Genomic DNA, 25,446 nt, shown 5'->3' with positions numbered 1-25,446 from the left:
CCGGCATGCCCCTGCTGATGCTCGATCTGGACAACACCCTGGTCGACCGTGACGCCGCGTTCCGGGACGCGGTCACCGACTTCCTGGCCGCGCACGGTCTGCCGCCGGACGACCTCGCCTGGCTGATGTCGGTCGACGCCAGTGGCTACACGCCGAGGCGGGCCATCGCCGAGGCCATGACCGAGCGCTACGGCGGGAACGTCACCGGCGACGCGGTCCGGACCCTTCTCGACCGGGGCGCCGCCGACCGCGTCACCCTGCCCGAGCCCACGCGCGCCGCCCTCGCCGAGGCCGTCGCCGCGGGCTGGACGTGCGTGATCGTCACCAACGGCCGTGTCGTGCAGCAGGAGTTGAAGATCCGGCACACCGGGCTCGACGCGATCGTCCACGGATGGGTGATCTCCGAGGCGGCCGGCCACAAGAAGCCCGCACCGGAGATCTTCCACACGGCGGCGGCCACGGTCGGAGCGTCCCTCCGCTCGTCCTGGGTCATCGGCGACTCGGCACACGCCGACATCCGGGGCGCGACGGGCATCGACGCACGCAGCGTGTGGGTGTCGAACGGCCGCCCCTGGACCGAGCCGACGTTCCGCCCCACGCACATCGCCGTCGACGCCGCGTCCGCGCTCCATCACGTCGTCGGAGCCCGGCGAACATCCGGCTGAACAGCGGCAGTTGGACGCGGCGATGCTAACGTCGCCCGACTGTTTCCCTCACACGATCAGAGTGGGGCCGTGATGAAACTCCTCCTCACCGACTCCGGTGTCAGGAACGCGAGCATCCTGGCAGCGCTGGTCGACCTCCTGGGCAAACCGATCGCCGAGGCGAGCGCGCTCTGCATCCCGACGGGATACGGCGGCCCGTACGGCGACCCGGGCGGGCCATGGCGTTTCATCAGCGGTCAATCCGCCAGCCCCATGACCGAGTTGGGCTGGAAGTCGGTGGGCGTACTGGAACTCACCGCACTGCCCGGCATCGACAAGGAACGCTGGGTCTCCTGGGTCCGGGGGGCGGACGCCCTGCTGGTGAACGGCGGTGACGCGCTGTACCTGTGCCACTGGATGCGCGAGTCCGGCCTGGCCGACCTCTTCCCGTCCCTGCGCGACACGGTCTACGTCGGGCTCAGCGCCGGAAGCATGGTGCTGACGCCGCGCATCGGTGAGACCTTCGCCGACTGGAAGCCGCCCTCCGGTGACGACAGCGCGCTGGGAGTCGTCGATTTCTCCCTCTTCCCGCACCTCGACAGCCCGGCCTGTCCGGAGAACACCATGGCCGAGGCAGAACGATGGGCCGCCGCGACAACGGGTCCGGCGTACGCCATCGACGCTCAGACCGCGATCAAGGTGACCGACGGTGGTGGTGTCGAGGTCGTGTCCGAGGGGCACTGGAGGCTGTTCGACGGAGCGACCGGTCCAGTGGCCCGGAATTGGAGCTGACCGCCACCCCGGCAGAACCCTAGTGTCGACGTCATGACGACCGGCCCGTCCCCCGACTGCCCCACCCCGAAAACCTCCGGCTCCCCCAACTCGCCCGCCCCTGAGGCAACTTCGGGAACGCACCCCCCGCTCCTCACCCGCCCCCTCCTCCTCCGCTTCGTCAGCATGGTCGGGGCCAGTCTCAGTTTCTTCCTGCTGTTGTCGGTCGTACCGGCGTACGCGGCCGAGCGGGGTGGCGGGGGCGCGGCGGGGCTCGCGACGGGTTCGCTGATGCTCGCGACGGTGCTCGGGGAACTGGTCACGCCCCGGCTGGTCGCGCGCTTCGGGTATCGGCTGACCCTGATCGCCGGGCTGTTCCTGCTCGGGGCACCGGCGTTGGTGCTGACCGTCTCGGGGCAGGCCGCGTGGATCGTCGGGGTGTGCTTCGTACGGGGGCTCGGTTTCGCGCTGACGATCGTCGCGGGCGGTGCCCTCACCGCGTCGCTGATCCCGGACGAACGCCGGGGCGAGGGGCTCGCGTTGGTGGGTGTGGTGTCCGGGGTGCCGTCACTGGTCGCGCTGCCGCTGGGACTGTGGCTGGCCGACCGCGTGGGCTACGGCCCGGTCGCCGTCACCGGTGGCCTCGCCGCGCTGGCCGCGATCGTCTTCGTCCTCGGACTGCCGGACCGGGCCGACCGGGCGGACCGCAGCGAGCAGCCGTTGGGTGTCGTACGGGGACTGCGAACAGGCGCACTTCTACGGCCGGTTCTGGTCTTCGCGGCCACCGCGACGGCCGCGGGCATCGTGGTCACCTTCCTGCCACTGGCCCTCCCGTCGGCGTCCGCCGGAGTCGTCGCGGTGGCCCTGTTCATGCAGACCGCGGCCTCGACCCTGACGCGCTGGCTCGCGGGCCGCCACGGCGACCGGCACGGCAGCGCGCGGCTCGTCCTCCCCGGCCTGCTCCTGTCGGCGGCGGGCGTCCTGGTCATCGCCCCGACTGCCAACCCGGTAGCGGTCATCGCGGGCACCGCCGTGTTCGGCGCGGGCTTCGGCATCACCCAGAATGCCACGCTGGCCGTGATGTACACCCGCGTCTCCGCCGCCTCGTACGGCACGGTCAGCGCCCTGTGGAACCTGGCCTACGACGGCGGAATGGGCGTAGGCGCGGCGGGCTTCGGCGTCGCGGCGGGCCTGACGGGTTACCCGTGGGCCTTCGCGCTGACCGCGTTGCTGATGCTGGGGGCGGTGGCGCCGGCGTTGCGGGACCGGCGGCGCGAGGACGGGGTCACAGCGCGTCGGCCGGCCCCGTGAGCGGCATGCCGTAGGGCGGATTCAAGGCCTGCGCAGCAGAACGGCGCACCCCGCGAAGGTCACCGCCGTACAGGCGAAACAGCCCCACAGGCCCGTGCCCGGGGACGCGGACTCCAGGGCGGTGACCGCGGCCACGCCCAGAGCGCCGCCCGCCTGTTGGCAGGTGGTGAGGAGGCCCGAGGCGGCGCCCTGGTCGACGGCGGGGGCCGCGGCCGAGGCGAGCAGGGCCGCCGCCGGGTAGGCGATCGCGATACCGGCGCCCACCAGGAGCGCGGCGGGCAGCAGGTGGGTGGCGTAGGTGCCGGACGGCACGGTGACGTAGGCGAGTTGGCCGAGGACGAGCACCGCGAGTCCGGCCAGCAGGAGGCGGGAGGGCGGACGACGGTCCGCCAGGCGGGCCGCGCCGGTCGAGAGCAGGGCGACGGCCAGACCCTGGGGCAGGAACGCGAGCCCGCTGTCGAGCGGGGACCAGCCCCGTTCGTCCTGGAGGTCGGTCGCCACCAGGAACATCGCCCCGGTGATGGCGGCGAACCCGCCGCCGAGGCAGAGTGACGCGGCCACCATGCGACGGTCGGTGGCCAGCCGCGGGGGCAGCAGCGGCCGGGCCGAGCGGGACTGGACCAGCCCGAACAACGCGAGCGCGGCAAGGCCGACGGCGGCGATCGCCCCGACGGCGGTGGGTGAACCGGTACCGGCCCGGCCCACCGCGTACACGGTGGTGACCAGACCGGCCACCAGCAGCGCGGGCTGCGCCCAGCCGATGCGCCCGGCGGGAACGGCCGTCCCGTCGGGCGGCAGGCGTCGGGCCAGTGCCAGCACGAGCAGGCTGAGCGGTACGTACACCAGGAAGCCGCCACGCCAGCCGGTGCCGTCGGTCAGCAGGCCGCCGAGGACCACGCCGAGCGAGAACCCGGCAGCGCCCATCGCGCTGAACACGCCGAGCGCGCGGTTGCGGGCGGTGCCCTCGGGGAAGCCCGTGACGATGAGCGCCACGGCCGCCGGTGCGGTCACCGCCGCACCGAGGCCCTGCAGTGCGCGCGCGGCGACCAGCAGCAGCGGTCCCTGGGCCAGGGCGGCGGCCAGGGAACCCGCGCCGAAGAGGGTCACGCCGGTGCGGAACATCCGCCGTCTGCCCCAGCGGTCCGCGAACCGGCCGCCCGCCGGGAGGAAACCGGCGTAGGCGGCGAGGAAGGCGCTGGAGACCAGTTGCAGCCGGTCGGGCGACAGCGCCAGATCCCGGCGTATGTCGGCGAGTTGGATGTTGATCCCGGACAGGCTCATGCCCTCGAAGAGCACGGCCGTGCACAGCACGAGCAGCCGGAGCCAGGTGGCCCGGTCGAAGGTGGCGGGGGGTGCCGGAGCGGTGGTGGGCGAGGCGGCCGGGGTGGTCATGGCGCGACCACCGGGTGGACCGTCCAGCCTTCGGGGGTCCGGCGGCCGTAGCGGGTGGCGAGGAGGGCGGCACTCGCGGGGAACAGTGGGGTCGGCGGCTCCTCGGGGCGGACCCAGCGCCACTCCGCGAAGACATCCGGTTCGGTCAGGACGGTCTCGGCCGGTGCCAGAAGCGTCGCGCTGACGAACGCGGTGACCGCTGTGACCGGGGCCCCGGTGCGCAGGGCGATGCCGAAGACACGGACATCGCCGAGGAGCCGGGGCGCGATGCCGGTCTCCTCGACGACCTCTCGCACGGCGGCCTGCTCGAAGCTCTCCCCCGGTTCCACATGCCCGCCGGGCAGGCACCAGGTCGGTGGCTCGCCCGCCTTGACGCGGTGCCCGATCAGGATCCGCCCGTCCGGACCGGTCAGCAGCGCGCCGACGCCGACCACGGGAGTCATCGGAGCACCTCTCCCTCGTACGACCCCGGGCGCGGCGCGAGCGCCGGGTCCCCGAGGGCCGAGGAGGCCGCGTAGTGGCCGCTGATGAACGCGGCGACGATACCCCGGAAGAGCCCGCAGGCGTCACCGGCCACCCAGGCCGGGGCGTCCGGCAGCCGCAGGTCGCCGTCGACTGCCGGATACCAGCCCACGCCCTCCAGGGTCGGGCCGATGAGCCGGGTGTCGGCGTCCTCGACCTCGGGGAACGCCTCCGCCAGCCGGGTCAGCCCGAGGGTCATCGCGACCCGGAGTTCCGGCCCGTACACCCGGTCGAAGAGGGCCACGGTGTCCGGGTGCCCGGCGAGCAGGTCGGTCAGCGCGACGGTGAAGTGGTTCTCCTCGTCGGCCAGCGCGGCGAGGGCGGGGCCCAGGGTCCGTTCGGCGACGGACTCGTCGAGGATGCGGGTGTTGAAGCCGACGTTGGACCGGCCGGTGGGCGGACAGTCGGAGCGGCCGGAGACCGTCCACAGGCCCTGGGTCTCGGTGAGTGAGGCCTCGCCCTGGCGGCAGGCGCAGAAGGTGCGCCACTCCAGGCCACCGTCGGCCTCCCGGAACCGCAGTTTGGGGTCGAGCTGCGTCATGTCCCGGAAGAACGCGCGGTCGGCGCACTGCTCGATCCGGAAGCCGACCTCCAGCCGTTTGAACGATCGCCGGCCGGTGATCTCGCGCAGCCCCAGCGGCCCGAACCGTCCGCCGGCCAGCAGCAGCCGGCGCGCCGTCAGCCGCGTCTCCTGCCCCTTGGCGTCACGCAGCTCCAGCCGGAACAGGTCGGCGTCGGAGTCGTACGCGGCGCCGGTCACCTCCGTCCCGTCGAGCAGCGTGGCGTCGAGTCCGGCCACCAGGTCGGCGGTGAGGCGGAGCCGGGCGTCCAGGGAGAGGTAGTCGGAGGGGTAGTCCTTCAGGACCCACTCGCCGGCGCCCACGGTGTAGGCGGTCGGGTCCTCGGGGAAGGGCGGGGTGTCCAGGCCGTACGAGCCGAGCAGTGCGCAGGTCCAGTCGTACGCGGCGCGCAGGTCCGCGGTGCGCGGCAGCTCCCACAGTTCGCTCGCGGACGGGAAGAAGGAGAACTTGCCGTCGGAGAACAGTCCCGCGCCGCCGTGGCCGCGGGTCAGGTCCTCGGCGGCGTACCGGTCGCGCTCGGCGACGGGTCTGCCACCGTCGATCAGTACGGTGGAGACGCCGGTCCCGGACAGCCGGTGCGCGGCGGCCAGTCCGGCGGGGCCGGCGCCGATGACGGCGAGGCCGTACGTGCCGTGGTCGTGCCGCGTGGTCATCGGGCCGCCTTCGGGGTGCGCGCCGGACGGGCCGAGGCCAGGGCGGTGAGCGCCTTGCGGTCGAGCTTGCCGGAGCCGGTCAGCGGCAGGGCGTCGACGACCTGGTAACGGTCGGGGACCGTGTAGCGCGGCAGGACCGTCTGCGCGTGCCGGCGCAGTTCGGCGGCGGGCTTGTCGGGCGCGCCCTCGGCGAGGACGACGCAGGCGACGAAGAAGGTGGCGCCGGCGGCCGTGGTGATCACGGTGACGGCGGCGTCCCGGACGCTGTCGTGGCCGCGCAACGCGGTCTCGACCTCGCCGAGTTCGATGCGGTAGCCGCGCAGCTTGATCTGCTGGTCGTTGCGGCCCAGGTACTCGAAGGAGCCGTCGGGCAGCCGGCGGGCCAGGTCGCCGGTGCGGTAGTAGCGGTCGGGGCCCGCCGGTCCGTCCAGGGTGACGAAGCGTTCGGCGGTGAGCTCGGGGCGGCCGAGGTAGCCGTCGGCGACGCCCGGTCCGGCGATGAGCAGTTCGCCGCTCTCGCCGTCGGGCAGCGGCTTGAGGTCCTGGTCGCGGATCTCCAGCCGCAGGTGCGGCAGGCCCGCGCCGATCGGCGAGCGCACCGTGCCGTCGAAGTCGGCGTCGGTCAGGACGCGGTGGGTGGCGTAGACCGTGGTCTCGGTCGGGCCGTACATGTTGACGGCGGTGGGCGCGTTGCCCGGGTACGACTTGAGGAAGGCGGCGACCACGTCCAGGTCGATGCTCTCGCCCGCGAACACCAGGTGGCGCAGGGCGAGTTCGGGCCGCCCGGTCTCCTCGTACGCCATCGCGAGGGAGCGGAAGACGGACGGTACCTGGCCGAGGACGGTGACGCGTTCGGCGGCGAGCAGGGCGAGGAGGTCGGCCGCGTTCTGGGCGACGGCGAGCGGCACGGTCACGGCGGTGGCGCCGGTGGCCAGGCAGGCCCACAGCTCCCAGACGGAGACGTCGAAGCTGAACGAGTGGAACAGCGCCCAGCGGTCGTCCGCGTCGACGTCGAACAGGGGAAGCGCGGCGCGCAGCAGCGCCAGCACCTGACGGTGCCCGACGACACAGCCCTTCGGGTTGCCGGTCGAACCGGAGGTGTAGATGACGTAGGCCGGCTCGTCGCCGGTCGACTCGGGTGCCGGTACCGGGAGTTCGGGGGCCGATTCGTCGTACGGCGGCAGTACCGCGACCGTGTCGAGCCCGCGCTCGGCCGCCTGTCCGGGGTCGCCGACGACGATGGCCGCACCGGCGTCCGCGACCATGTAGCGCAGCCGCTCCCCCGGGTAGGACGGGTCGAGCGGTACATAGGCGGCGCCCGCCTTCTGCACGCCGAGGATGCCGACGGGGATGTCCGCGGAGCGTTCCAGGAGCAGTCCGACCAGGTCGCCCGGGCGGACGCCGGCGTGGGCGAGGCGAGCGGCCAACCGGTCGGAGGCGCGGTCGAGTTCGGTGTAGGTGAGGGTGCGGTCGCCGTCGCGCACGGCGGTGGCGTCGGCCCGTTCGGCGGCCACCAGCCGGAAGAGCGCGGGCAGGGAGCGGGCCGCGTCGAGCCGGGGCGCGGCGGAGGTCGTCGTCATACGGAGTCTTCGTCCTTCGGGTGGAGTGAATGGTCAGGCGGTGGTGCGGATCAGGTCCGCGAACGTCTTCGCGAGGGCGGCGGCGGACGGTGAATCCACCGCGTCCGCACGGGAGTTGAGGACCACACGCAGGCCTCCGCCGGGCTCCGGCCAGATCTCGGTCTGGATCTCGGCGGGGATACCGGGGTAGGGCAGCCGGTGGAATGCGGTGCGCAGCCCGGCGAGGGGCAGGGTGGCGGTGCGGTTGTCCTGGAGCGCGAACACGGTCTGGAACAGCGGACCGCGCGTGGAGCGCGGCGGGTTGACGAGCCGTACGGCCTCGGCGAAGCCAACGTCCTGACAGGCGAACGCGTCTCTGACCAGGTGACCGGTCGCGGCCGCCCGCCGGACGGCCGTCTCGTGCAGGGCCTCGCCGCGCAACCGGACGCACACCATGCCGATGTGACAGCCGACGGCCGTCTCCAGCAGCGGGTCCACCCGCTGGGCGACGGGCACGCCCACGCCGAAGTCGTCCTGCCCGGTGAGATCGGCCAGTGCCCGGCCGTAGAGCGAGAGCAGTACGGGGAAGCGGGTGAGCCCGGCCCGGTCGGCGAGCCGGTCGACGCCGGCGGCCTCGGGTGCGGTCAAGGGGACTTCGACCCGGAGGACACCGGACTCGGCGACGGCCGACGGGACTTCGCCGCCCCGGGCGACCGGCCGCCCGGCGGTGGTGGTCAACCCGGCCCCGGTGCGCGGGATTTCGCCGACGCGGGTCGCCGGGGTCGGCAGGCGCAGCTCCGGTACGCCGGTGAGCGCGTCCGTGAGCCGTTCCCGCTGCCGCGCCAGGTCGGCTGCGAGCGCGTGGCGTTCGCGCACCGCCCATACCTGGGCCGCGGTGGGCGCCGACGGCCACGCGGGGGCGACCCCGGCGGTCCGGGCGTTGTAGGCGACGGCCAGATCGGCGGCGAGCACGGACTCCGACCAGCCGTCGAACGCGATGTGGTGGACGGCGTACCCGAGGACCGTGCTCCGGGTGCCGGCCACCGGCACGAGCACCGCCCGCCACACGGGTCCGTCCACCGGGTCCAGCGGGGCGGTGAGATCCGTGCGTACGACGGCCAGGGCGGCCTCGGTGGAGTGAGTGGCCGGGAGTTCGACGGGCTCGGGCGGCGGCTGCCCGCCCGGGACGGCGAACGTGCGGGCGCGGTCGGTGCGGTACACGGTGTGCAGCGCGTGGTGCCGGAGATGGACGTCGGCGAGGGCCGCGCCGAGGGCCGTGCGGTCCAGATCGCCGTCGAGTGTCCAGGCGGCGAGACAGTGCGCGGACCGGTCGTCCGGCTCCAGCAGGTGCCGGATCAGGAAGCCCGACTGGCTTGAGGTGAGGGGCAGTTCGTCCGGCGCCCGGTCCGGTGTGGGCGCGCCGGCCGCGTCGGTGGGGTCCGCCAGCCGGGCACCGAGTGCGGCGGCCGTGGGGTGGGTGAGGAGCGTGGCCAGCGGCACCGGTCGCCCGAGCCGCGCCCCGAGCCGGGCACACACCCGCCCGGCGGCCAGCGAGGTCCCGCCCAGCGCGGTGAACTCGACGTCCAGGGGTACGGCGGCGACACCGAGCACCTCGGCGAAGACGGCGGCGACGAGGTCGGTGAGCGGGGTTCCGGGGGCGGGGGTTCCCGGCGCCGGGATTCCGGGCACGGCCGGCGTCCGCGCCTCGCTCCCGCCCAGCGATGCCGGAACCCCGGAGCCGGCCGACAGCTCCAGCAGCGCCCGTTCGTCCAGTTTCCCGTTGCCGGTCAGCGGGAGTTCGTCGATGCTCAGCAGCTGGTCGGGGCGGTGGTAGGAGACGACGGACGCGCGCACGGTCTCCAGCGCGCCGGCCAGCGGATCGCCCGCCCGGCGCGGCACGCAGAACGCGGCCAGACCCCGGCAGGTGCCGTCCTGGTCGCGCAGGGCGAGCACCGTGGCCCGGCGCACCGCGGGCAGCAGCGCCTCGATCTGCCGTTCCACCTCGGCCGGTTCGACCCGGTGGCCGCGTATCTTGACCTGCCGGTCGGCGCGGCCACGGTAGTGCAGCAGGCCGTCCTCGTCCCAGGCGGCGAGGTCGCCGGTGCGGTACACGCGGACGGGTGTGCCGTCGAGGCGTACCTCGGTGAACTTCTCGGCGGTCAGCTGGGGGCGGCCGAGGTAGCGCAGCGCGAGTCCGTGGCCCGCGACGCACAGTTCACCCGTCTCCCCGACGGCGCACACCCGGTCGCCGTCGAGGACGTGGACCTGGGTGTCGGGCACGGGACCCCCGATCGGGATGCCGCCGGGCCGGTCGCAGTCCTCGGGCCGGATGCGGTGGGTGGTCGCGAACACCGTGCTCTCCACGGGTCCGTAGCCGTTGACGAGCGCGATGCCGGGGTGGCGGTCGAGAAAGCGGCGCACATGGGGGACGGAGAGGCGCTCGCCGCCGGTCATGACCTGACGGAGTCCGAGGAACGCGTCCGGGTCCTCGTCCACGATCATGTTGAAGAGGCTCGCGGTCAGCCACACGGTGTCGACGCCGTGCCGCCCGGTCCCGGCACGCAGCGCTTCGGGGGTGAGATACGGCTCGGGTACGACGACGGAGGTGCCGCCGTTGAGGAGCACCGACCACAGCTCCAGCGCGTAGCCGTCCCAGGGCACGGGCGCGGCCTGCGGCAGGACCGTGTCCGCGGCGAAGCGGGCGACCTGGGCGTCCGGCCTGAACAGCCGCACGGTCGCCCGGTGCGGGGTGAGAACTCCCTTGGGGCGCCCGGTGGTTCCGGACGTGAAGAACACGCAGCAGGGGTCCTCGCCGCCGGCCGGCACGGCCCGGAAGCCGGTTCCCTCGCCGTCCACCGCGGCCAGGGAGCCCGGCGGCGGACACCAGCGGACGACGCCCTCGTGGTGCGCGTCCGGCGAGTCCACCAGGAGCCGCGCGTCGAGCTGTTCCAGCACGTCCGCGATCCGGGAGGGCGGCCAGGCGAGGTCGACCAGGGCGTAGGCCGCACCGAGTTTGAGTACGGCGAGCACGGCGGCGACGAGTTCCGCACCGCGCGGCAACCGGACCGGCACCAGATCGCCGGGGCGCACGCCGAGGGCCGCGAGCCGGACGGCGTAGGCGTCGGAGGCACGGTCGAGGAGGCCGTAGGAGACGGTCCGGTCGCCGTCGACCAGGCACACCGCGTCCGGGGCCGCCGCCGCGTGGGCGGAGACGATGCCGTGGACCGAGACCCCCTGGGGGTAGGGGTGGGCGGTGTCGTTCCAGCGCGGGGACGGTTGCATGCGTTCTCTCTCGTCGGTGAGGGATCGGAGCGGATCGGGTCAGGGGTTGGCCACGGGCTCGGGCAGCGGTGCCTCGGCCGTCTCGCGCGTCTTCAGCGCCGCCCCGGCCAGCGGCGGGCAGACGAGACCCGCGAGCAGCAGCAGGGCGGCGAGCAGCGCCCAGCCGAGCCGGCCGGCGCCCACCGCGAGAGCGGTGACCAGGTAGGGGCCGACGGTCTGCTGGAGGCCGCGGCCGAGGGCGAACACGCCCTGGTACTCGCCCTGCCGACCGGGGGGCGGCAGATGCAGGGACAGTCCCCACGAGCCGGCCGCCTGGCCGAGTTCGCCGACGACCAGCAGCACGGTGCCGAGCAGCAGCAGCGGTACGGCGACCAGCGGGCCCCGGTCCTGGGTGAGCGCGAAGACCAGGCAGCACACGGCGAGCAGGACTCCGGAGCGGCGCAGCAGCCGGGCCGCCCCGGGTGCGGTCTCGGCGCCCCGGCTCGCGGCCACCTGGAAGGCGATCACGAGGACCGTGTCCAGCATCAGCAGCACGGAGTTGACGGCTCCGGGGGCCCGGGTGCGGCCGATGATCCACAGCGGCAGTGCGACGGTGAGGATCGGCTGGTACAGCTCCAGCACCCCGCACAGCAGCGAGAGCGTCACGAAGCGGATGTCCCGCAGCCCGGACCGCCGCTTCGGCGCGCCGGGGCCGGCCGGCGCGGCCTCCACGGTACGGCCCGGCAGGCGTCCGGTGAGCACCGCGCAGCAGGCGTGGGCCACCGCCGTCAGCAGGATCATCGCGACGAACGCGCCCCGGCCGCCGACGGCGAGCACACCGCCGGCCACGGCCGCGCCCAGCATGAAGCCGAGGTTGAACAGCGACCGCATCTGGGCGCTGACCCGCACCCGTGCCCCGGCGTCGAACACCTCGTGGGTGAGGGTCATCCGCAGGGGGTGCGAGGACGTCTCGCACACGGAGATCGCGCAGGCCAGTGCCACGAATCCGGCGAAGCCGCCGACCGCGCAGTACCCGGTGAACAGTGCGGCGAGCGCCGCGTACACGGTGATCAGCGGGCGCCGGGCGCCGAACCGGTCGGCGAGCCTGCCGATCGGCACCGTGCACAGCAGTCCGGCGAGGCCGGCCGCGGAGAGCCCGAGTCCCACCTGGGCGGCGGTCAGCCCGACCGACCGCCGGAAGAAGATGGCGCTGGAGCTGAGGAAGAGGCCGAAGCCGACGGACTGCACCACGGTCAGCACGGCGAGCCTGCGGGCCGGTCCGGGGGCCGGCACGGTCTCGGCGGCCCAGGTGCGGACCGCGTTCACGGCCCTGTTGCCTGCCACTGTCAATTCACCTCGGTTGTACGGTCGTTGGCGGCGGTGCCGGTCAGGCCGGGTGGGACGCCAGCTTCTTGGCGAGGGCCCGGGCGAACTCGGGGTCGCGCAGCAGCGGCAGGGTGCCCGCGGACTCGTGGGTGTGCGTCTCGGTGGCGGCGGCCACCCGGCCCCAGTCGGCGGCGGGGCGGTCGGCGTGCTCGGCCAGCTGGAAGACGGTGACCTCGCCGTCGTAGGGACGCGGCTCGTAGTGCTCCTGGGCGAAGATGCCCGCGGCCCACACGGCCTGGCGCCAGTGCAGGTCGGCCGGGTCGACGTGCTCGTCGAGCCAGGCGATCTCGACCATGCCGCGCATCAGCCTCTCCTGGTCGGTGAGCAGGTCCGGTACCCCGAAGCGCTCGCGGAGCGAGGCGAGACGGAAGTCGTAGAGCTCGCGCAGGCCCCAGGCGGGGTCGAGTTCGGTGCTGCCGGGCGGCATGGTGTTGACGACGGCGAGGACCGCGACCTCCTGTCCCTGGTCCCGCAACTGCCGGGCGATCTCGTAGGCGATACGGCCGCCCGCGCACGGGCCGACGAACAGGTACGGGCCCTCGGGCTGGACCGTGCGGATCTCGCGCAGGTAGCGGGTGGCGATCTCGACGAGGGACAGCGCGGGCCGCTCGCGGCCCCACATGCCGACCATCTCCAGTCCGTAGGCCGGGCGTTCGCCGCGGAAGGAGTCGACGAGGCCGGCCATGAAGCGGACGTTTCCGGTGCCCCAGTGGAAGGTGAAGACGGGGGTGCCGGTGCCCTCGGGGGCGAGCGGGACGAGTGTCGGGGTCGGCTCGGTCTCCAGGGGGCCGAGGCCCGTCTCCCACACGGTGCTGAAGTCGGGGTCGGCGGGGGCGACCTGTTCCCGGGCACCGGCCGGGGTGCCGAGGGCGGCGGCCAGGGCCGCCGGGGTCTTGTGGGTGTAGAGGTCGTTGGACGACAGCTCCAGGCCTCGCTTGCGGGCCTCGGTGACGACGTTGACGATCAGCAGCGAGTAGCCGCCGAGGTCGAAGAAGTCGTCGTCCTCCTCCACGTCGACGTCGAGGAGTTCCTCCCAGATCTCACTGATGATCTGCACGATGTCTGCGCGGTCCTGCGCCATGGCGATTCCTCTCGTTTCGTTGAACTCGGTGTCGGGGGACGGGTGTCGGCGTCAGCCGGGCAGAGCGGCGGTCTGCGGACGGCGGCTGGTGATCCCGGCGAGGATGCCGCCGAGTTCGAAGCGCTCGGGTGAGCCGGGCGGGGTGTAGGCGCCGGTGAGCAGGTCGATCACCGGGCGGTGCCGGAACAGTTCGACGCCTTCGCGGTGCAGTGCGTCGAGGTCGGCGCGGCGAAGGTGGGAGTAGTAGCCCGCCGCCTCGGGGTCCTGCGGGAGATCGGTCCAGTCGCCGTCGGCGGCGGCCGTGCCGATGGCGTCGAGCAGCAGGCCGGCGGCCCGGTCGCGTTGGCCGGCCATGTTCTCCAGCACCGAACTGCCGTAGTCGAGCGGGCCGGTGGACAGGGCGATGACACCGCCCGCGTCCCAGTCCTCGTTGACCCTGTGCAGGGTGAACCCGGCCTCGCGCTCGCCGTGCAGCATGGACCGGGCGAAGGTCAGCACTCCGCGATAGCGGGGCAGGATGCCGGGGTGCAGGTTGGCGAAGAGCGCGGGCGCGTCCGGCTCGGGCCGGAAGTGGTCGATGAGCGGTGCCCGGAACTTCTGGTAGCAGCGCACGGAGAAACCGACGCGGACGTTCTCGGCCGCCAAGTAGTCGATGAAGTCGGGGGCGTTGACGTCCTCGACGACCCGGACTACCACCTTGTCGCGGTACAGCTTGGCGATTCCGGCCGGGGACAGCAGGGCGCCGTGCAGGGGCGCCGGGAGGCTGTCGAGGTAGGGGTACACACAGCTGTTGAGCAGGGTGCGCTCGTAGGTGAACAGTTCGCGCAGTTCGGGCTCGGCCCGGGGATTGGGCGGCTGGTGGGTGTAGCAGACGTACGGCGTGTGGCCGGCGCGGAGGACGTCGTCGAGGACCCGTCCGACGATCAGGTGGGACGTGAGGTCGTTGCCGACGAGGAACGCAACCCGCATAGGGATCTCCTGACGGTGTGCGGAAACAGGACTCAAGACGGCCCGAGGGCCGCGGCCACGGCGCTGTGCGCGTTGGCGAGGTTCGTCTCGAAGGAGTTGGTGTAGAAGTGCACGCCCCGGGTGAGGGGGCCGATGTAGTGGGCGCGGCCCGAGAGCGACCGGTCGCGGCGCACCACGCGCAGGGTGTCGAAGTCGACGTCGATGCCACCCAGCGGATGCGGGGCGATGTCGCCGCGCATCAGCATGTTCTGGATCAGCGAGGAGTCGCTGCAGTCCAGGGCGAAGCCGGTGCCGGTGGCGTTGACCAGCCACTCGACGTGATGGGTGCGACCGGCCGCGTCGACCCGGAACGTCCCGGACCCCTCGACGTACGACACGGCGGTGAGTTCGCTGGCGACGCCGAACGCGCCGTCGGTGGCCATGTCGAGCAGGCGGCGGGCGTTGTCCAGCGGCATGCAGTGGCGGAACATCGACCAGATCGAGAGGTGTTCGGTCATGAAGGAGGCGCGGGCCTTTGCCGACATGGTCCGCCACACCAGCGGGACGATCTCGGAGGTCGCGTCGAGGATCGAGTACCAGAGGGTCTGGCCCTTCTCGGCGAGTTCGACGTCCTTGGCCAGGGTGCGGGTGAACGTTTCTTCAGGACGGGCCAGGACCCGTTTCCAGTCGATGGCGATCCCGAGGCCGTCCTCCAGCTCGCACCGGAACAGCTCGGCGACCTCCGCGAACTCCAGCTGCCGGGTGAAGTCCCCGGTGAGTTCACGCAGCCGCCGCTCGGTGACGTGCCGCAGGGTGTGCAGGACCCGGGGGCCCTGGACCTTGGGCAGCGAGCGGCGCCGGGAGAAACAGGTGACCGCTCCCCGGTGTCCGGCGGCGCGCAGTTGGAGCAGTGCGTCCACGGCGGTCAGGCTGGTACCCAGCACGCCGATGATGGCGTCCGGGTCGACCGCCTCCAGGCCGGCGCCCTGCCACATGGAGTGGACGTAGGTGGGGAGCTTGGTGAACTCCAGGTACTCCGTGGAGGGAAGGTCACCCAGGCACAGGAAGACGCGGTCGAAGACGAAGTGGTCGAGGGCCGCGATGAGATGCACCCCGTGGGCGTCCTCACGGCAGTCGCTCACCACCGACTTGTGGGTCACGACCTTGGTGCCGTGCCGCCGGGCCTCGGTGAGCGCCTCGTCGAAGAACTCCTGAAGGTACTCGGCGAAGAGCCGGCGCGGCACGTACTCCCCCGCGTCCGCCGGACCGGGCTCCGCGCGGCCGGCCAGCCAGCGCACGAAGTGGTCCGGGTCGTCGGCGTGCACGCTCATCGTGGCGGCCCGCATGTTCAGCAGATGGCAGTCGTGCGGCGTGCTGTAGGCGACGCCCGCGCCCAGGCGCTCCTTGGTCTCGAAGATGTGCAGCTCGGTCCCGGCCGCCTGCCCGGCCGCCACCAGGGAGCGGACGAGGGCGACGAAGACGCCGACCCCGGTCGCCCCCATGCCGACGACCGCGAACCTGTGCGCCGCTCCGGGCGGCGGTACTTCCCCGTTTTCGGCTGACATGGTGGTGGAGTCGGGGCCTTTCGTGTCGTGTCGTCTCGTGGTGAACGGAACTGGGGCGGTGTCCGGGGATCTTCAACTGCCACGCGGGCCGCGGTCGACGAGCTGGTCGCGCTCGGGGCCGACGGAGACGAACCGGACCGGGGCACCGACCAGTTCCTCGACGCGCAGCACATAGGCCGCTGCGGCCGGGGGCAGGTCCGCGAAGTTCCGCACCCCGGTGAGGTCCTCGTCCCAGCCGGGCACGGTCTCGTACACCGGACGGGCCCGGTCGAGGAGGTGCGGCAGCGGGAAGTCTCCGGTGGTGCGGCCGTCGAGCTCGTATCCGGTGCAGATCCGCAGTTCGGGCAGCCCGCTGAGGCTGTCCAGCTTGGTCAGTGCCAGCTCGTCCGCCCCCTGGAGCAGCACTCCGTAGCGGGAGGCGACGGCGTCGAAGTGGCCGATGCGACGCGGCCGGCCGGTGTTGACGCCGTACTCGCCGGAGGCCAGGCGGAGCGCGTCCGCCCACCCGCCGTGCTCCTCGGTGACGAAGGGGCCCTCGCCCACGCAGGTGGAGAACGCCTTCATCACGCCGGTCACCCGCGACAGCGGGGTGCCGGGCAGCCCGGAGCCGACCGGGGCGTAGCCCGCGAGGGTGCTGGCCGAGGTCGTGTAGGGATAGATGCCGTACAGGACGTCGCGCAGGGCGCCCAGCTGGGCCTCGCACATGATGTGCGCGCCGCGCCGCTCGGCCGCCGCGAGTGCGGGCGTGACGTCGCGGACGTACGGGCGCAGCCGACTGCCGTACTCCAGGCCCCACTTGACCATGTCGTCCAGGTCGATCGGCGGCCGGTCCGGGTAGAGCGTGGTGTGGGCGAGGTTCTTCCACTCGACGACGGGGGCCAGCCGGGCGCGCAGCAGTTCCTCGTCGAACAGTTCACCGAGGACGAGTGCCCGCTTGAGGTGGCGGTCCCCGTAGACGGGGGCGATACCGCGCCGGGTGGAGCCGAAGGGCCGGTCGGCGAGCCGGTCCTCCTCCCAGGCGTCCTGGTCGCGGTGGAAGGGAAAGACCACGGTGGCCCGGTCGGAGACCAGCAGCCCTCCGGTGTCGATTCCGCGGTCGCGCAGTTCGGCGAGTTCGCCGTCCAGGGACTCGGGGTCGACGGCGGTGCCGGGGCCGATCACGTTGACCGTGCCGGGCTGGAAGATGCCGGAGGGGACGAGCCGGAGCTTGAAGGTGCCCAGATCGTTGACGACCGTGTGACCGGCGTTGTTCCCGCCCTGGTAGCGGACGACGAGGTCCGCGTCCCGGGCGAGGTAGTCGATCATCCGGCCCTTCCCCTCGTCGCCCCAGTTGATGCCGACGACGGCGTGCAGCGTCATGACGTGTCTTCTCGTTCCTCGTCGCTGTGTCTGTTGCTTGTCCCGGTCCCGCTCTCAGACGCGCGCCAGCCCCTCCGCGCGCGCCGCCGCGGCGACCGCCGCCGTGACGGCGGGGGCCACGCGCGGGTCGAAGGAGTCGGGGAGGATACGGTCGGCACTCGCCTCGTCGGCGATCACGTCGGCCAGGGCGCGGGCCGCCGCCAGCTTCATGCCCTCGCTGATGCGCGGGGCCCGTGTCTGAAGCGCTCCGGCGAAGATGCCGGGGAACGCCAGGACGTTGTTGACCTGGTTGGCGAAGTCGGAGCGGCCGGTGCCGACGACGGCCGCGTAACGGGCGGACCGGTCCGGCATGATCTCGGGGTCCGGGTTGGAGAGCGCGAGGACGATGGCGTCCGGTGCCATGGTGGCGAACGGCTCCTCGGCCATGGGGCTGCCGGACAGGCCGATGAACACGTCGGCGCCGCGCATCGCGTCGGCGATGGTGCCGGTGAGGCCGCGCCGGTTGGTGGCGGCGGCGAGCTTGCGCTTCTCGTCGTTCAGGTCCTCGCGTCCCTCGTGGACGATGCCCTTGCTGTCGCAGACCACGATGTCGCCGATGCCCGCGTCCAGCAGGATCCGGGCGACCGCCACACCGGAGGCGCCCGCGCCGGCCATCACGGCGCGCAGCTCGCCCAGTCGACGGCCCGTCACCCGGGCCGCGTTCCACAGGGCGGCAAGGGTGACGACGGCCGTGCCGTGCTGGTCATCGTGGAAGACGGGGATGTCCAGCCGCTCCTGGAGCCGGCGTTCGATCTCGAAGCAGCGGGGCGCCGAGATGTCCTCCAGGTTGATCCCGCCGAAGGCCGGGGCGAGCCGCACCACGGTCTCGATGATCTCGTCGGTGTCGGTGCAGTCCAGCACCAGCGGGACCGCGTTGACTCCGGCCAGCTGCCTGAACAGGATCGCCTTGCCCTCCATCACGGGCAGGGAGGCTTCGGGGCCGATGTCGCCGAGACCGAGCACCGCGGTGCCGTCGCTGACGACGGCCACCGAGGATGACTTCCAGGTGTAGTCGTAGACCGCCTCCGGGCGCCGTGCGATCTCCGTGCAGACCCGGGCCACACCGGGTGTGTAGGCGAGAGAGAGGTCGTCGGCGTCCTGGAGCGGTGCCGTCGCGCGCACCGCGAGCTTGCCGCCCCGGTGGTACGCGAAGACCGGGTCCCCGATCGCTGCGGAACGGTCCAACTGGCTGGTCATCGTTGCCCTTTCGTCACGGCCCGGCGCCGACCGCATACCGTCGGTCTCGGCTCGACTCAGCGAAGTTACGGAGACCTTGCCAAGTTTGTCAACCATTGCCAAGCGGCTGACCTGTGGTTACGGTTCCCTCGCATCCACTGGCCCAAGGGGGGCGTCCCGGTCCGACACGACGGGGACGGTGTCACGCGGAAACACCACGGAAAGATCAACCGATGAAGACCGCACTACGGATGATGACCGGTTTCGCCCTGTCCACCGTCCTGTCGCTGACCGTCCTGTCGTTCAGCGGCGGAGCCCCCACCGGGAGCACGGTGGCGAGCGGCGCGGTGTCGACCTACTCCGACATCGACTGGCCATAGCCTCGTGGCCATCGGTGGCCCGTCAGGCCTGTAGAGTGGTTGCCTCTTTTAGGCAATCCTTGCCAAGGCGGCGGGCTCCGGTGGCCAGGTCCGTTCGACAACGTTTTCTTCGGGTGGTGACGGTGGATGCTGGAACAGCCGCAGTTCGGCAGGCGTCTGCGACAACTGCGCCGGCAGCAGGGAAAGTCCCAGGCGGATCTCACGGGCCCGGGCATGTCCCCCACCTATCTGTCCCGCCTGGAATCCGGCGCCCGACCTCCCACGCCCCGGGCCGTCACGTTTCTCGCGGAGCGACTCGGCCTCTCCACTGAATCGTTCGAACAACCGCCGGGAACGGACCTCAGCGATGTACTCGCGACCCTGTTCACGCTCTCCGGAAGCGAGCGGGACTCCGAGATCCGGGAGATGCTCCAGGATGCCCTCGCGGAGCCCGGCAGCGCCGACCCGCAGACGCGCTGGCAGGCACTCGCCCACCTCGCGCGACTGCACGGGGTACTCGGCAACCACCAGGAGGAGCGCGCCGCCCTGGAGGAACTGCGGCGCCTGAGCGACGAGTTGGCGCGCCCGGCCCTGAAGGTGCACGCCCTGATCCGGCTCGCCCGCTCCGCGCGCAACCTGGGCGAGCCCGAGACCGCGCGCCACCTCGTCGGGGAGGCGCTGCGGCTGAGCGAACAGCACCGGCTGCACGTGCCCTCCGCCGACGTGTCCCGCAGCAAGCTGCTGCTCGCCTCCACCGAGGCCGAGCTGGGCAACCTCGCGGAGGCCGCCCGGCTGGCCGGAGAGGTGTGCGACACGCTGCCCCGGACCGAGGGCACGCTCGCCGCGGAGTCCTTCTGGGTCGCCGCTACCGTCCACACCCGGCTGGGCCGGTACACCCAGGCGTCCGAGCTGCTCGGGCGGGCGGTCGCCGCACTGGACAGCCACGAGGACCTGACCCTGTGGCTGCGACTGCGGCTCGCGGCGGCATCACTCGCGCTGCAGACCACGCCGCCGCGCATCGACGAGGCCGCCTCATGGCTCGACGCGGTGCAGTCCGCCCTCGATCTGGTCGGCTCCCCGCTGCACCGTCATGAGTTCCATTTCCTGCACGCCCAACTCCAGTACTTCAGGGGCGACTTGACCGGCGCCGAGCGGCTCTGCGCCCGCGCCGAGGAAGGCTCCGCGCTCTTGTCGTACCGCGACCGGGTCCGTCTGGAGGCCCTGCGCGGTCTCCTCGACATCCGCGCGGGCACCCCGGGCGCACTGGACCGGCTGCGGAAGCTGGCCGAAACGGTGCAGGAGGCCGGCATGCCGGACCTGGCCGTCGCGATCTGGCGGGCGGTGGCGGAGCCGTCGGCGTAGGCCGCCGGGTCACCCCGCCTTCCGTATCCCTTCCACCACCTGCCGCAACCCCTCGGTGAGCGCCTCCCCGTCCGGCGCCGTCTTCGGATCGAACGTCCACTGGGCGATCAGCCCGGTCATCAGCGTCAGATAGAACCGGCCGAGCGTGTCCGCGCTCTCGTCGGTCACCTCCTCCTCCGGCACTCCCGTCAGCAGGGCCACCAGCCCGCGTCCGCCCTCGCGCTGCGCGGCGGCCAAGTGCTCGCGCACTTCTGGGAGTTCGCTGGTGATGACCTCCATGCTGAGCCGCCAGACGGAGCCGGGTTCCCGCATGGTGGCGACGATGTTCGACCACACCCAGCGGAAGCGCTCCAGCGAACCGGGCTCCCCCTCGATCCCGGCGGCGGCATCGCCGTCGCCCCCCTCGAAGGCGTCGGACGTGTTCTCGACGAGCGACACGTACGCCTGGGCGAGCAGCGCGTCCTTCGAGCCGTAGTGGTAGCCGATGGACGCGAGGTTGGTCCCCGACTCCTTGACGATGTCGCGCGCAGTGGTCCGCGCGAACCCCTTCTCCAGCAGGCAGCGCTTCGCGCCTTCGAGCAGATCCTCACGGTGTCCCATGCCCCACACCGTACCGCCGATTCCATACAACCGTCCTAGACGCCTGACCTATACAAGCGTTCTAGACAAGCGTTTAAGACGCGCGTACATTCACTGCCATGACGAACTCGACGCACTCACCGAACGCCCCGAGCGCCCCCAACTCCCTTGCGGGACGCCGCGAATGGACCGCACTCGGCGTCCTGATGCTGCCGCTCCTGCTGGTCTCGATGGACGTCTCCGTCCTCTACTTCGCCATCCCGGCGATCAGCGCGGACCTGGCGCCCAGCGGCACCCAGCAGCTGTGGATCTTCGACATCTACGCCTTCGTCCTGGCCGGCCTGCTGATGACGATGGGCTCGGTCGGCGACCGCATCGGCCGCCGCCGGCTCCTCCTGATCGGCGCCGCCGCCTTCGGTACCGCCTCGGTCATCGCGGCCTACGCGACCAGCGCCGAGACCCTCATCGCCGCCCGCGCGGTCCTCGGCATCGGCGGCGCGACCCTGATGCCCTCGACGATGGCGCTGCTGCGCACGATGTTCACCGACCCCGGCCAGCGCGCGAAGGCGATCGGTCTGTGGTCCGGCGTGATGACCGCGGGCGTAGCTCTCGGCTCGGTGATGAGCGGTGTCCTGGTCCAGTACTTCTGGTGGGGCTCGGTCTTCCTGGTCAACCTCCCCGCGATGGCACTGCTGCTCCTGATCGGCCCGTTCCTGCTCCCCGAGTCGAAGAACCCCGCCCCCGGCCGCTTCGACTGGCCGAGCGTCCCCCTGTCGATGGCCGGCGTCCTGCCCGTGATCTACGGCCTCAAGGAGATCCCCTCCGAGGGCTGGCACGCGCAGTACGTCGTCTCGATCACCGTAGGCCTGCTCTTCGCGGCCCTGTTCGTCCACCGCCAGCGCACCACCGCCTCCCCGATGATCGACCCCACCCTCTTCCGCGCCCGGGGCTTCACCCCCTCCGTGGTCCTCAACCTCCTCTCCGCCTTCGGGATGCTGGGCTCGGCCTTCTTCACCACGCAGTACCTGCAGTCGGTGCTCGGCAAGAGCGCGATGGAGGCGGCCTTGTGGGCCCTGCTCCCCTCGGTACCGATCGGCATGGCGGCCCCGCTCGCAACCACCCTGGTCCAGAAGGGAGTTGACCGCGCCTACGTAGTCACCGCCGGTTTCGCGCTCGCCGCCTGCGGCTACGGCATGCTCGCCCTCACCGGCACCGACTCCCTCTGGCCGGCCCTGGCCGCCGCCGGTGTCCTGGCCTCCGGGATCGTGATGGTGATGTCCCAGATCATGGACCTCGCGATGGGCAGCGCCCCGGTCGAGAAGGCGGGCGTAGCGTCCTCCCTGATGGAAACGGGCGCGGAGTTCGGCGGCGCCCTCGGCATGGCCGTCCTCGGCTCCATCGGTACGGCGATCTACCGCCACGGCATCCCGGCCTCGGCCCCCGCCCCGGCCCACGAGACCCTCGGCGGCGCCCTGGCCGTCGCCCACCAGCTGCCGGGGCGCACGGGAGACGCCCTGATCGCAACTGCCCGCGAGGCCTTCACCGACGGCATGCACGGCGCGGCGATCGCCGGTGCGGTGCTGCTCCTGGGGGCGGCGTTCGCGGCGGCACGGACCCTGCGGGGCCTGGCGGTACCGGAACAGGAGAAGGTCTCGGCTTGAGAGGACCCACGGGCACAGAAAACGCCGGACGGGCTGGTTGTCCAGCCCGTCCGGCGTTTGAGGACGAGGCCCCTTCAGGGCCGATGGGGGTCTGGGGGCGGAGCCCCCAGCACCACCTCAGCCTCAGACCAGGTTCACCGAGCGGGCGGACGTCGCCCCGATCTCCTCGGCAACCTCCGCCAGCACATTCGCGGCAACCGTGTCGTCGACCGTCAGCACGGCCAACGCCTCGCCCCCGGCCACCGACCGCGACACCTGCATCCCCGCGATGTTGATCCCGGCCTCACCGAAGACACGGCCGACCGTGCCGACAACCCCGGGACGGTCCTCGTACCGCAGCACCACCATGTGGTCGGCGAGCGCGAGGTCGACGTCGTACTCCCCGACCGCGACGATCTTCTGCAGGTTCTTCGGACCGGCGAGGGTCCCGGAGACCGAGACCTCCTCGCCGCTGCCCAGCGTGCCCCGCACGGTGACGACGTTGCGGTGGTCGGCGGACTCGGAGCTGGTCGTCAGCCGCACCTCGACCCCCCGCTCCTGCGCGAACAGCGGAGCGTTGACGTACGACACGGTCTCGGCGACGACGTCCTCGAACACGCCCTTGAGCGCGGAGAGTTCGAGCACCTTGACGTCGTGCTGGGTGATCTCGCCGTAGACCTCGACGTCGAGGCGGACCGCGACCTCGCCCGCGAGTGCGGTGAAGATGCGGCCGAGCTTCTCGGCGAGGGGCAGGCCCGGCTTGACGTCCTCGGCGATGACGCCGCCCTGGACGTTCACCGCGTCGGGGACGAGTTCACCGGCGAGGGCGAGGCGTACCGACTTGGCGACAGAGACGCCGGCCTTCTCCTGCGCCTCGTCCGTGGAGGCGCCGAGGTGCGGGGTGGAGACGACCTGGTCGAACTCGAAGAGCGGGGAGTCCGTGCAGGGCTCCTTCGCGTACACGTCGAGCCCGGCGCCGGCGACGCGGCCCTCCTTGAGCGCGGAGTACAGCGCCTCCTCGTCGACGATCCCGCCGCGCGCGGCGTTGACGATGCGGACGGTCGGCTTGACCTTGCGCAGCGCCTCGTCGCCGATCAGACCGACCGTCTCGGGGGTCTTGGGCAGGTGCACGGTGATGAAGTCGGAGACTTCGAGCAGCTCGTCCAGCGACAGGATCTTGACGCCCATCTGGGCGGCCCGCGCGGGCTGGATGTAGGGGTCGTAGGCGACGACCTTCATGCCGAACGCGGACATGCGCTGCGCCACGAGGGCGCCGATACGTCCCAGACCCACGACACCGAGGGTCTTCTCGGCGAGCTCGACGCCCGTGTACTTGCTGCGCTTCCACTCGCCGTTCTTCAGTGCGGCGTTGGCCTGCGGGATGTGGCGTGCGGTCGCCAGCAGCAGACCGCAGGCCAGCTCGGCGGCGGTGACGATGTTCGAGGTGGGGGCGTTGACGACCATCACGCCGGCCTTGGTGGCGGCGGAGACGTCCACGTTGTCGAGGCCGACGCCGGCTCGTGCGACGACCTTCAACTTCCGTGCTGCGGCGACCGCTTCGGCGTCGACCTTGGTGGCCGAGCGGATCAGGATCGCGTCCACGTCGGCGATCGCGGGGAGCAGCTCGCCCCGGTCGGCGCCGTTGCAGTGCCGGATCTCGAAGTCCGGGCCGAGGGCGTCCACCGTCGCGGGCGACAGCTCTTCAGCGATGAGTACGACAGGTTTCGAGCTCACGTGAGTCCTCACAAGTCCATTGCGTGCGGACGGCCGTCCCGACGGCCGCAGGCGGTGGAGGCAGCGGCGCCGGGGAATGTCAGGTGGGCTCCCGCGTCGTTCGGTGCGTGCTCTCGGCGTGCCGGACGAAGGTTCTCGTAGCGGAGCTACTAGGGCCTTCGGCCGGTGCGGCGAGAGTGCGTGCCGGGCGGCGCGGGGGTGTGCCTGACATTCCTCGGTGTCGCTATGGGGCCGCGTGGAGACGCACGACGCTGTGGGCCTGACGCGTATTAGTACGGCAGTGTAGTGGCGCTCCGACAGTCGTCCTGCGCCTCTGCGGAAGGATCACCCGTCCGAGGCTGGACGGGTTGGACAAAGGGGCCGGAGCTGTTGCTCCGGCCCCTCGGCCTCAAGGCTTACGCCTCTTCGTCGACCCAGCTCATCAGCTTGCGGAGCTGCTTGCCGGTGCTCTCCAGCAGGGAGTCGGCGTCCTTCTGCTTGTACTCGTTGTACTTCTTCAGGCCACCGTGGTACTCGGCCATCCACTCACGGGCGAAGGTGCCGTCCTGGATCTCGGCGAGGACCTGCTTCATCGTGGCCTTGGTCTCGTCCGTGATGATGCGCGGGCCGGTGACGTAGTCGCCCCACTCCGCGGTCTCGGAGATCGACCAGCGCATCTTCTCCAGGCCGCCCTCGTACATGAGGTCGACGATGAGCTTCAGCTCGTGCAGGCACTCGAAGTACGCGATCTCGGGCTGGTAACCGGCCTCGGTCAGCGTCTCGAAACCGGCCTTGACCAGCGCGGCCGTACCACCGCAGAGCACGGCCTGCTCACCGAACAGGTCGGTCTCGGTCTCCTCGGTGAAGGTCGTCTTGATGACGCCGGCGCGGGTGCCGCCGATGCCCTTCGCGTACGACAGCGCGAGCGCGAAGCCGTTGCCGGTCGCGTCCTGCTCGACGGCCGCGATACACGGAACGCCGCGGCCCTCCTCGTACTGGCGGCGCACGAGGTGACCCGGGCCCTTGGGGGCGACCATGCAGACGTCGACACCGGCCGGGGGCTTGATGAAGTCGAAGCGGATGTTCAGGCCGTGGCCGAAGAACAGCGCGTCGCCGTCCTTGAGGTTGTCCTTGATGGACTCCTCGTAGACCTGGGCCTGGATCGGGTCCGGCACGAGGATCATGATGACGTCGGCCTCGGCGGCGGCCTCGGACGGGGTCACCACGCGCAGGCCCTGCTCCTCGGCCTTCGCCTTGGACTTGGAGCCCTCGTGCAGACCGACGCGCACGTCGACGCCGGAGTCACGGAGCGACAGCGCGTGGGCGTGGCCCTGGCTGCCGTAGCCGATGACCGCGACCTTGCGGCCCTGGATGATGGACAGGTCGGCGTCGGCGTCGTAGAACAGCTCGGCCACTTTGGGTTCTCTCCTTGGTGTGCAGGTGTTGCGTCCCACCGTATGACGGCGGCGGGAGGGGAAGTCTCCGGGTCTCGGAATGCGGGCGGCCGGCTGCTGTCGGCCGCCCGTTTCCGGTCGTAGATGAATC

The 25,446-nt window shown here is 72.1% G+C and carries 20 protein-coding genes; 6 read left to right on the top strand and 14 right to left on the bottom strand.

Annotated features, from left to right (window positions below; genetic code table 11):
• Window positions 1-5: 5 nt before the first annotated feature.
• From ACGFY9_RS29940 to ACGFY9_RS29930, 3 genes are all read left to right on the top strand, one after another.
• Entirely contained in the window at window positions 6-665 is a 660-nt protein-coding gene (locus ACGFY9_RS29940) for an HAD family hydrolase (protein ID WP_393759287.1), read from the top strand.
• Between the two features lie 72 nt (window positions 666-737).
• The gene (locus tag ACGFY9_RS29935) at window positions 738-1,436 is read left to right on the top strand and encodes a Type 1 glutamine amidotransferase-like domain-containing protein (RefSeq protein WP_393759527.1); all 699 of its coding nucleotides are present in this window, start codon (window positions 738-740) and stop codon (window positions 1,434-1,436) included.
• Between the two features lie 33 nt (window positions 1,437-1,469).
• Window positions 1,470-2,726, top strand: coding sequence for an MFS transporter (locus ACGFY9_RS29930; RefSeq protein WP_393759285.1), 1,257 nt, complete (start codon window positions 1,470-1,472; stop codon window positions 2,724-2,726).
• Between the two features lie 21 nt (window positions 2,727-2,747).
• Here ACGFY9_RS29930 and ACGFY9_RS29925 read toward each other — a convergent pair whose 3' ends face one another.
• The 11 genes from ACGFY9_RS29925 to ACGFY9_RS29875 all read right to left on the bottom strand — a co-directional run bounded on the left by ACGFY9_RS29925 (window position 2,748) and on the right by ACGFY9_RS29875 (window position 18,269).
• On the bottom strand, window positions 2,748-4,118 hold the full coding sequence (locus tag ACGFY9_RS29925; protein ID WP_393759283.1) for an MFS transporter: 1,371 nt from the start codon (window positions 4,116-4,118) through the stop codon (window positions 2,748-2,750).
• Window positions 4,115-4,561 carry an NUDIX hydrolase gene (locus ACGFY9_RS29920; protein WP_393759281.1) on the bottom strand — a complete coding sequence of 149 codons (447 nt, stop codon included), beginning with the start codon at window positions 4,559-4,561 and terminating at the stop codon, window positions 4,115-4,117. The genes ACGFY9_RS29925 and ACGFY9_RS29920 overlap by 4 nt, the downstream gene beginning before the upstream one ends.
• Window positions 4,558-5,874, bottom strand: a complete 1,317-nt coding sequence (locus tag ACGFY9_RS29915) for a hypothetical protein (RefSeq protein ID WP_393759279.1) — start codon at window positions 5,872-5,874, stop codon at window positions 4,558-4,560. The genes ACGFY9_RS29920 and ACGFY9_RS29915 overlap by 4 nt, the downstream gene beginning before the upstream one ends.
• Window positions 5,871-7,454 carry an amino acid adenylation domain-containing protein gene (locus tag ACGFY9_RS29910; RefSeq protein ID WP_393759277.1) on the bottom strand — a complete coding sequence of 528 codons (1,584 nt, stop codon included), beginning with the start codon at window positions 7,452-7,454 and terminating at the stop codon, window positions 5,871-5,873. The genes ACGFY9_RS29915 and ACGFY9_RS29910 overlap by 4 nt, the downstream gene beginning before the upstream one ends.
• 33 nt (window positions 7,455-7,487) lie before the next feature.
• Entirely contained in the window at window positions 7,488-10,715 is a 3,228-nt protein-coding gene (locus tag ACGFY9_RS29905; RefSeq protein ID WP_393759275.1) for an amino acid adenylation domain-containing protein, read from the bottom strand.
• A gap of 39 nt (window positions 10,716-10,754) precedes the next feature.
• Window positions 10,755-12,038 (bottom strand): MFS transporter, encoded by a 1,284-nt coding sequence (locus ACGFY9_RS29900; protein ID WP_393759273.1) that lies wholly within the window; start codon window positions 12,036-12,038, stop codon window positions 10,755-10,757.
• A gap of 43 nt (window positions 12,039-12,081) precedes the next feature.
• Window positions 12,082-13,161, bottom strand: coding sequence for a thioesterase domain-containing protein (locus ACGFY9_RS29895; protein ID WP_393759271.1), 1,080 nt, complete (start codon window positions 13,159-13,161; stop codon window positions 12,082-12,084).
• 51 nt (window positions 13,162-13,212) lie between these two features.
• Entirely contained in the window at window positions 13,213-14,130 is a 918-nt protein-coding gene (locus tag ACGFY9_RS29890; RefSeq protein ID WP_393759269.1) for a formyltransferase family protein, read from the bottom strand.
• A gap of 32 nt (window positions 14,131-14,162) precedes the next feature.
• Window positions 14,163-15,674, bottom strand: a complete 1,512-nt coding sequence (locus ACGFY9_RS29885; protein ID WP_393759267.1) for an FAD/NAD(P)-binding protein — start codon at window positions 15,672-15,674, stop codon at window positions 14,163-14,165.
• Window positions 15,675-15,746: 72 nt separating this feature from the next.
• Window positions 15,747-17,033: an adenylosuccinate synthase gene (locus ACGFY9_RS29880; protein WP_393759265.1), complete on the bottom strand. Its 1,287-nt coding sequence runs from the start codon at window positions 17,031-17,033 to the stop codon at window positions 15,747-15,749.
• A 54-nt stretch (window positions 17,034-17,087) separates the two neighbouring features.
• The gene (locus tag ACGFY9_RS29875) at window positions 17,088-18,269 is read right to left on the bottom strand and encodes an NADP-dependent malic enzyme (RefSeq protein ID WP_393759263.1); all 1,182 of its coding nucleotides are present in this window, start codon (window positions 18,267-18,269) and stop codon (window positions 17,088-17,090) included.
• A gap of 212 nt (window positions 18,270-18,481) precedes the next feature.
• Here ACGFY9_RS29875 and ACGFY9_RS29870 point away from each other — a divergent pair, with 212 nt between their 5' ends.
• Both ACGFY9_RS29870 and ACGFY9_RS29865 read left to right on the top strand, forming a co-directional pair.
• Window positions 18,482-18,628 (top strand): hypothetical protein, encoded by a 147-nt coding sequence (locus ACGFY9_RS29870; RefSeq protein ID WP_393759261.1) that lies wholly within the window; start codon window positions 18,482-18,484, stop codon window positions 18,626-18,628.
• Between the two features lie 126 nt (window positions 18,629-18,754).
• On the top strand, window positions 18,755-19,969 hold the full coding sequence (locus ACGFY9_RS29865; protein ID WP_393759259.1) for a helix-turn-helix domain-containing protein: 1,215 nt from the start codon (window positions 18,755-18,757) through the stop codon (window positions 19,967-19,969).
• A gap of 9 nt (window positions 19,970-19,978) precedes the next feature.
• Here the strand turns inward: ACGFY9_RS29865 and ACGFY9_RS29860 are convergent, their stop codons facing one another.
• A complete protein-coding gene (locus tag ACGFY9_RS29860) occupies window positions 19,979-20,569 on the bottom strand; it encodes a TetR/AcrR family transcriptional regulator (protein ID WP_393759257.1) in 591 nt (196 codons plus the stop codon).
• Between the two features lie 98 nt (window positions 20,570-20,667).
• Between ACGFY9_RS29860 and ACGFY9_RS29855 the strand changes: the two genes are divergently transcribed.
• On the top strand, window positions 20,668-22,209 hold the full coding sequence (locus ACGFY9_RS29855) for an MFS transporter (protein ID WP_393759255.1): 1,542 nt from the start codon (window positions 20,668-20,670) through the stop codon (window positions 22,207-22,209).
• A gap of 123 nt (window positions 22,210-22,332) precedes the next feature.
• On the opposite strand, the gene serA is transcribed toward ACGFY9_RS29855, so the two are convergent.
• Together serA and ilvC are read right to left on the bottom strand one after the other, a co-directional pair.
• The gene (gene serA / locus ACGFY9_RS29850; RefSeq protein ID WP_393759253.1) at window positions 22,333-23,922 is read right to left on the bottom strand and encodes a phosphoglycerate dehydrogenase; all 1,590 of its coding nucleotides are present in this window, start codon (window positions 23,920-23,922) and stop codon (window positions 22,333-22,335) included.
• 395 nt (window positions 23,923-24,317) lie between these two features.
• Window positions 24,318-25,316, bottom strand: a complete 999-nt coding sequence (gene ilvC, locus ACGFY9_RS29845) for a ketol-acid reductoisomerase (RefSeq protein WP_019058578.1) — start codon at window positions 25,314-25,316, stop codon at window positions 24,318-24,320.
• Window positions 25,317-25,446 lie beyond the last annotated feature (130 nt).

This window comes from Streptomyces sp. NPDC048504 (assembly GCF_043200035.1).
Taxonomy (GTDB): domain Bacteria; phylum Actinomycetota; class Actinomycetes; order Streptomycetales; family Streptomycetaceae; genus Streptomyces.
This window is presented reverse-complemented; position numbering and strand designations above follow the sequence as displayed.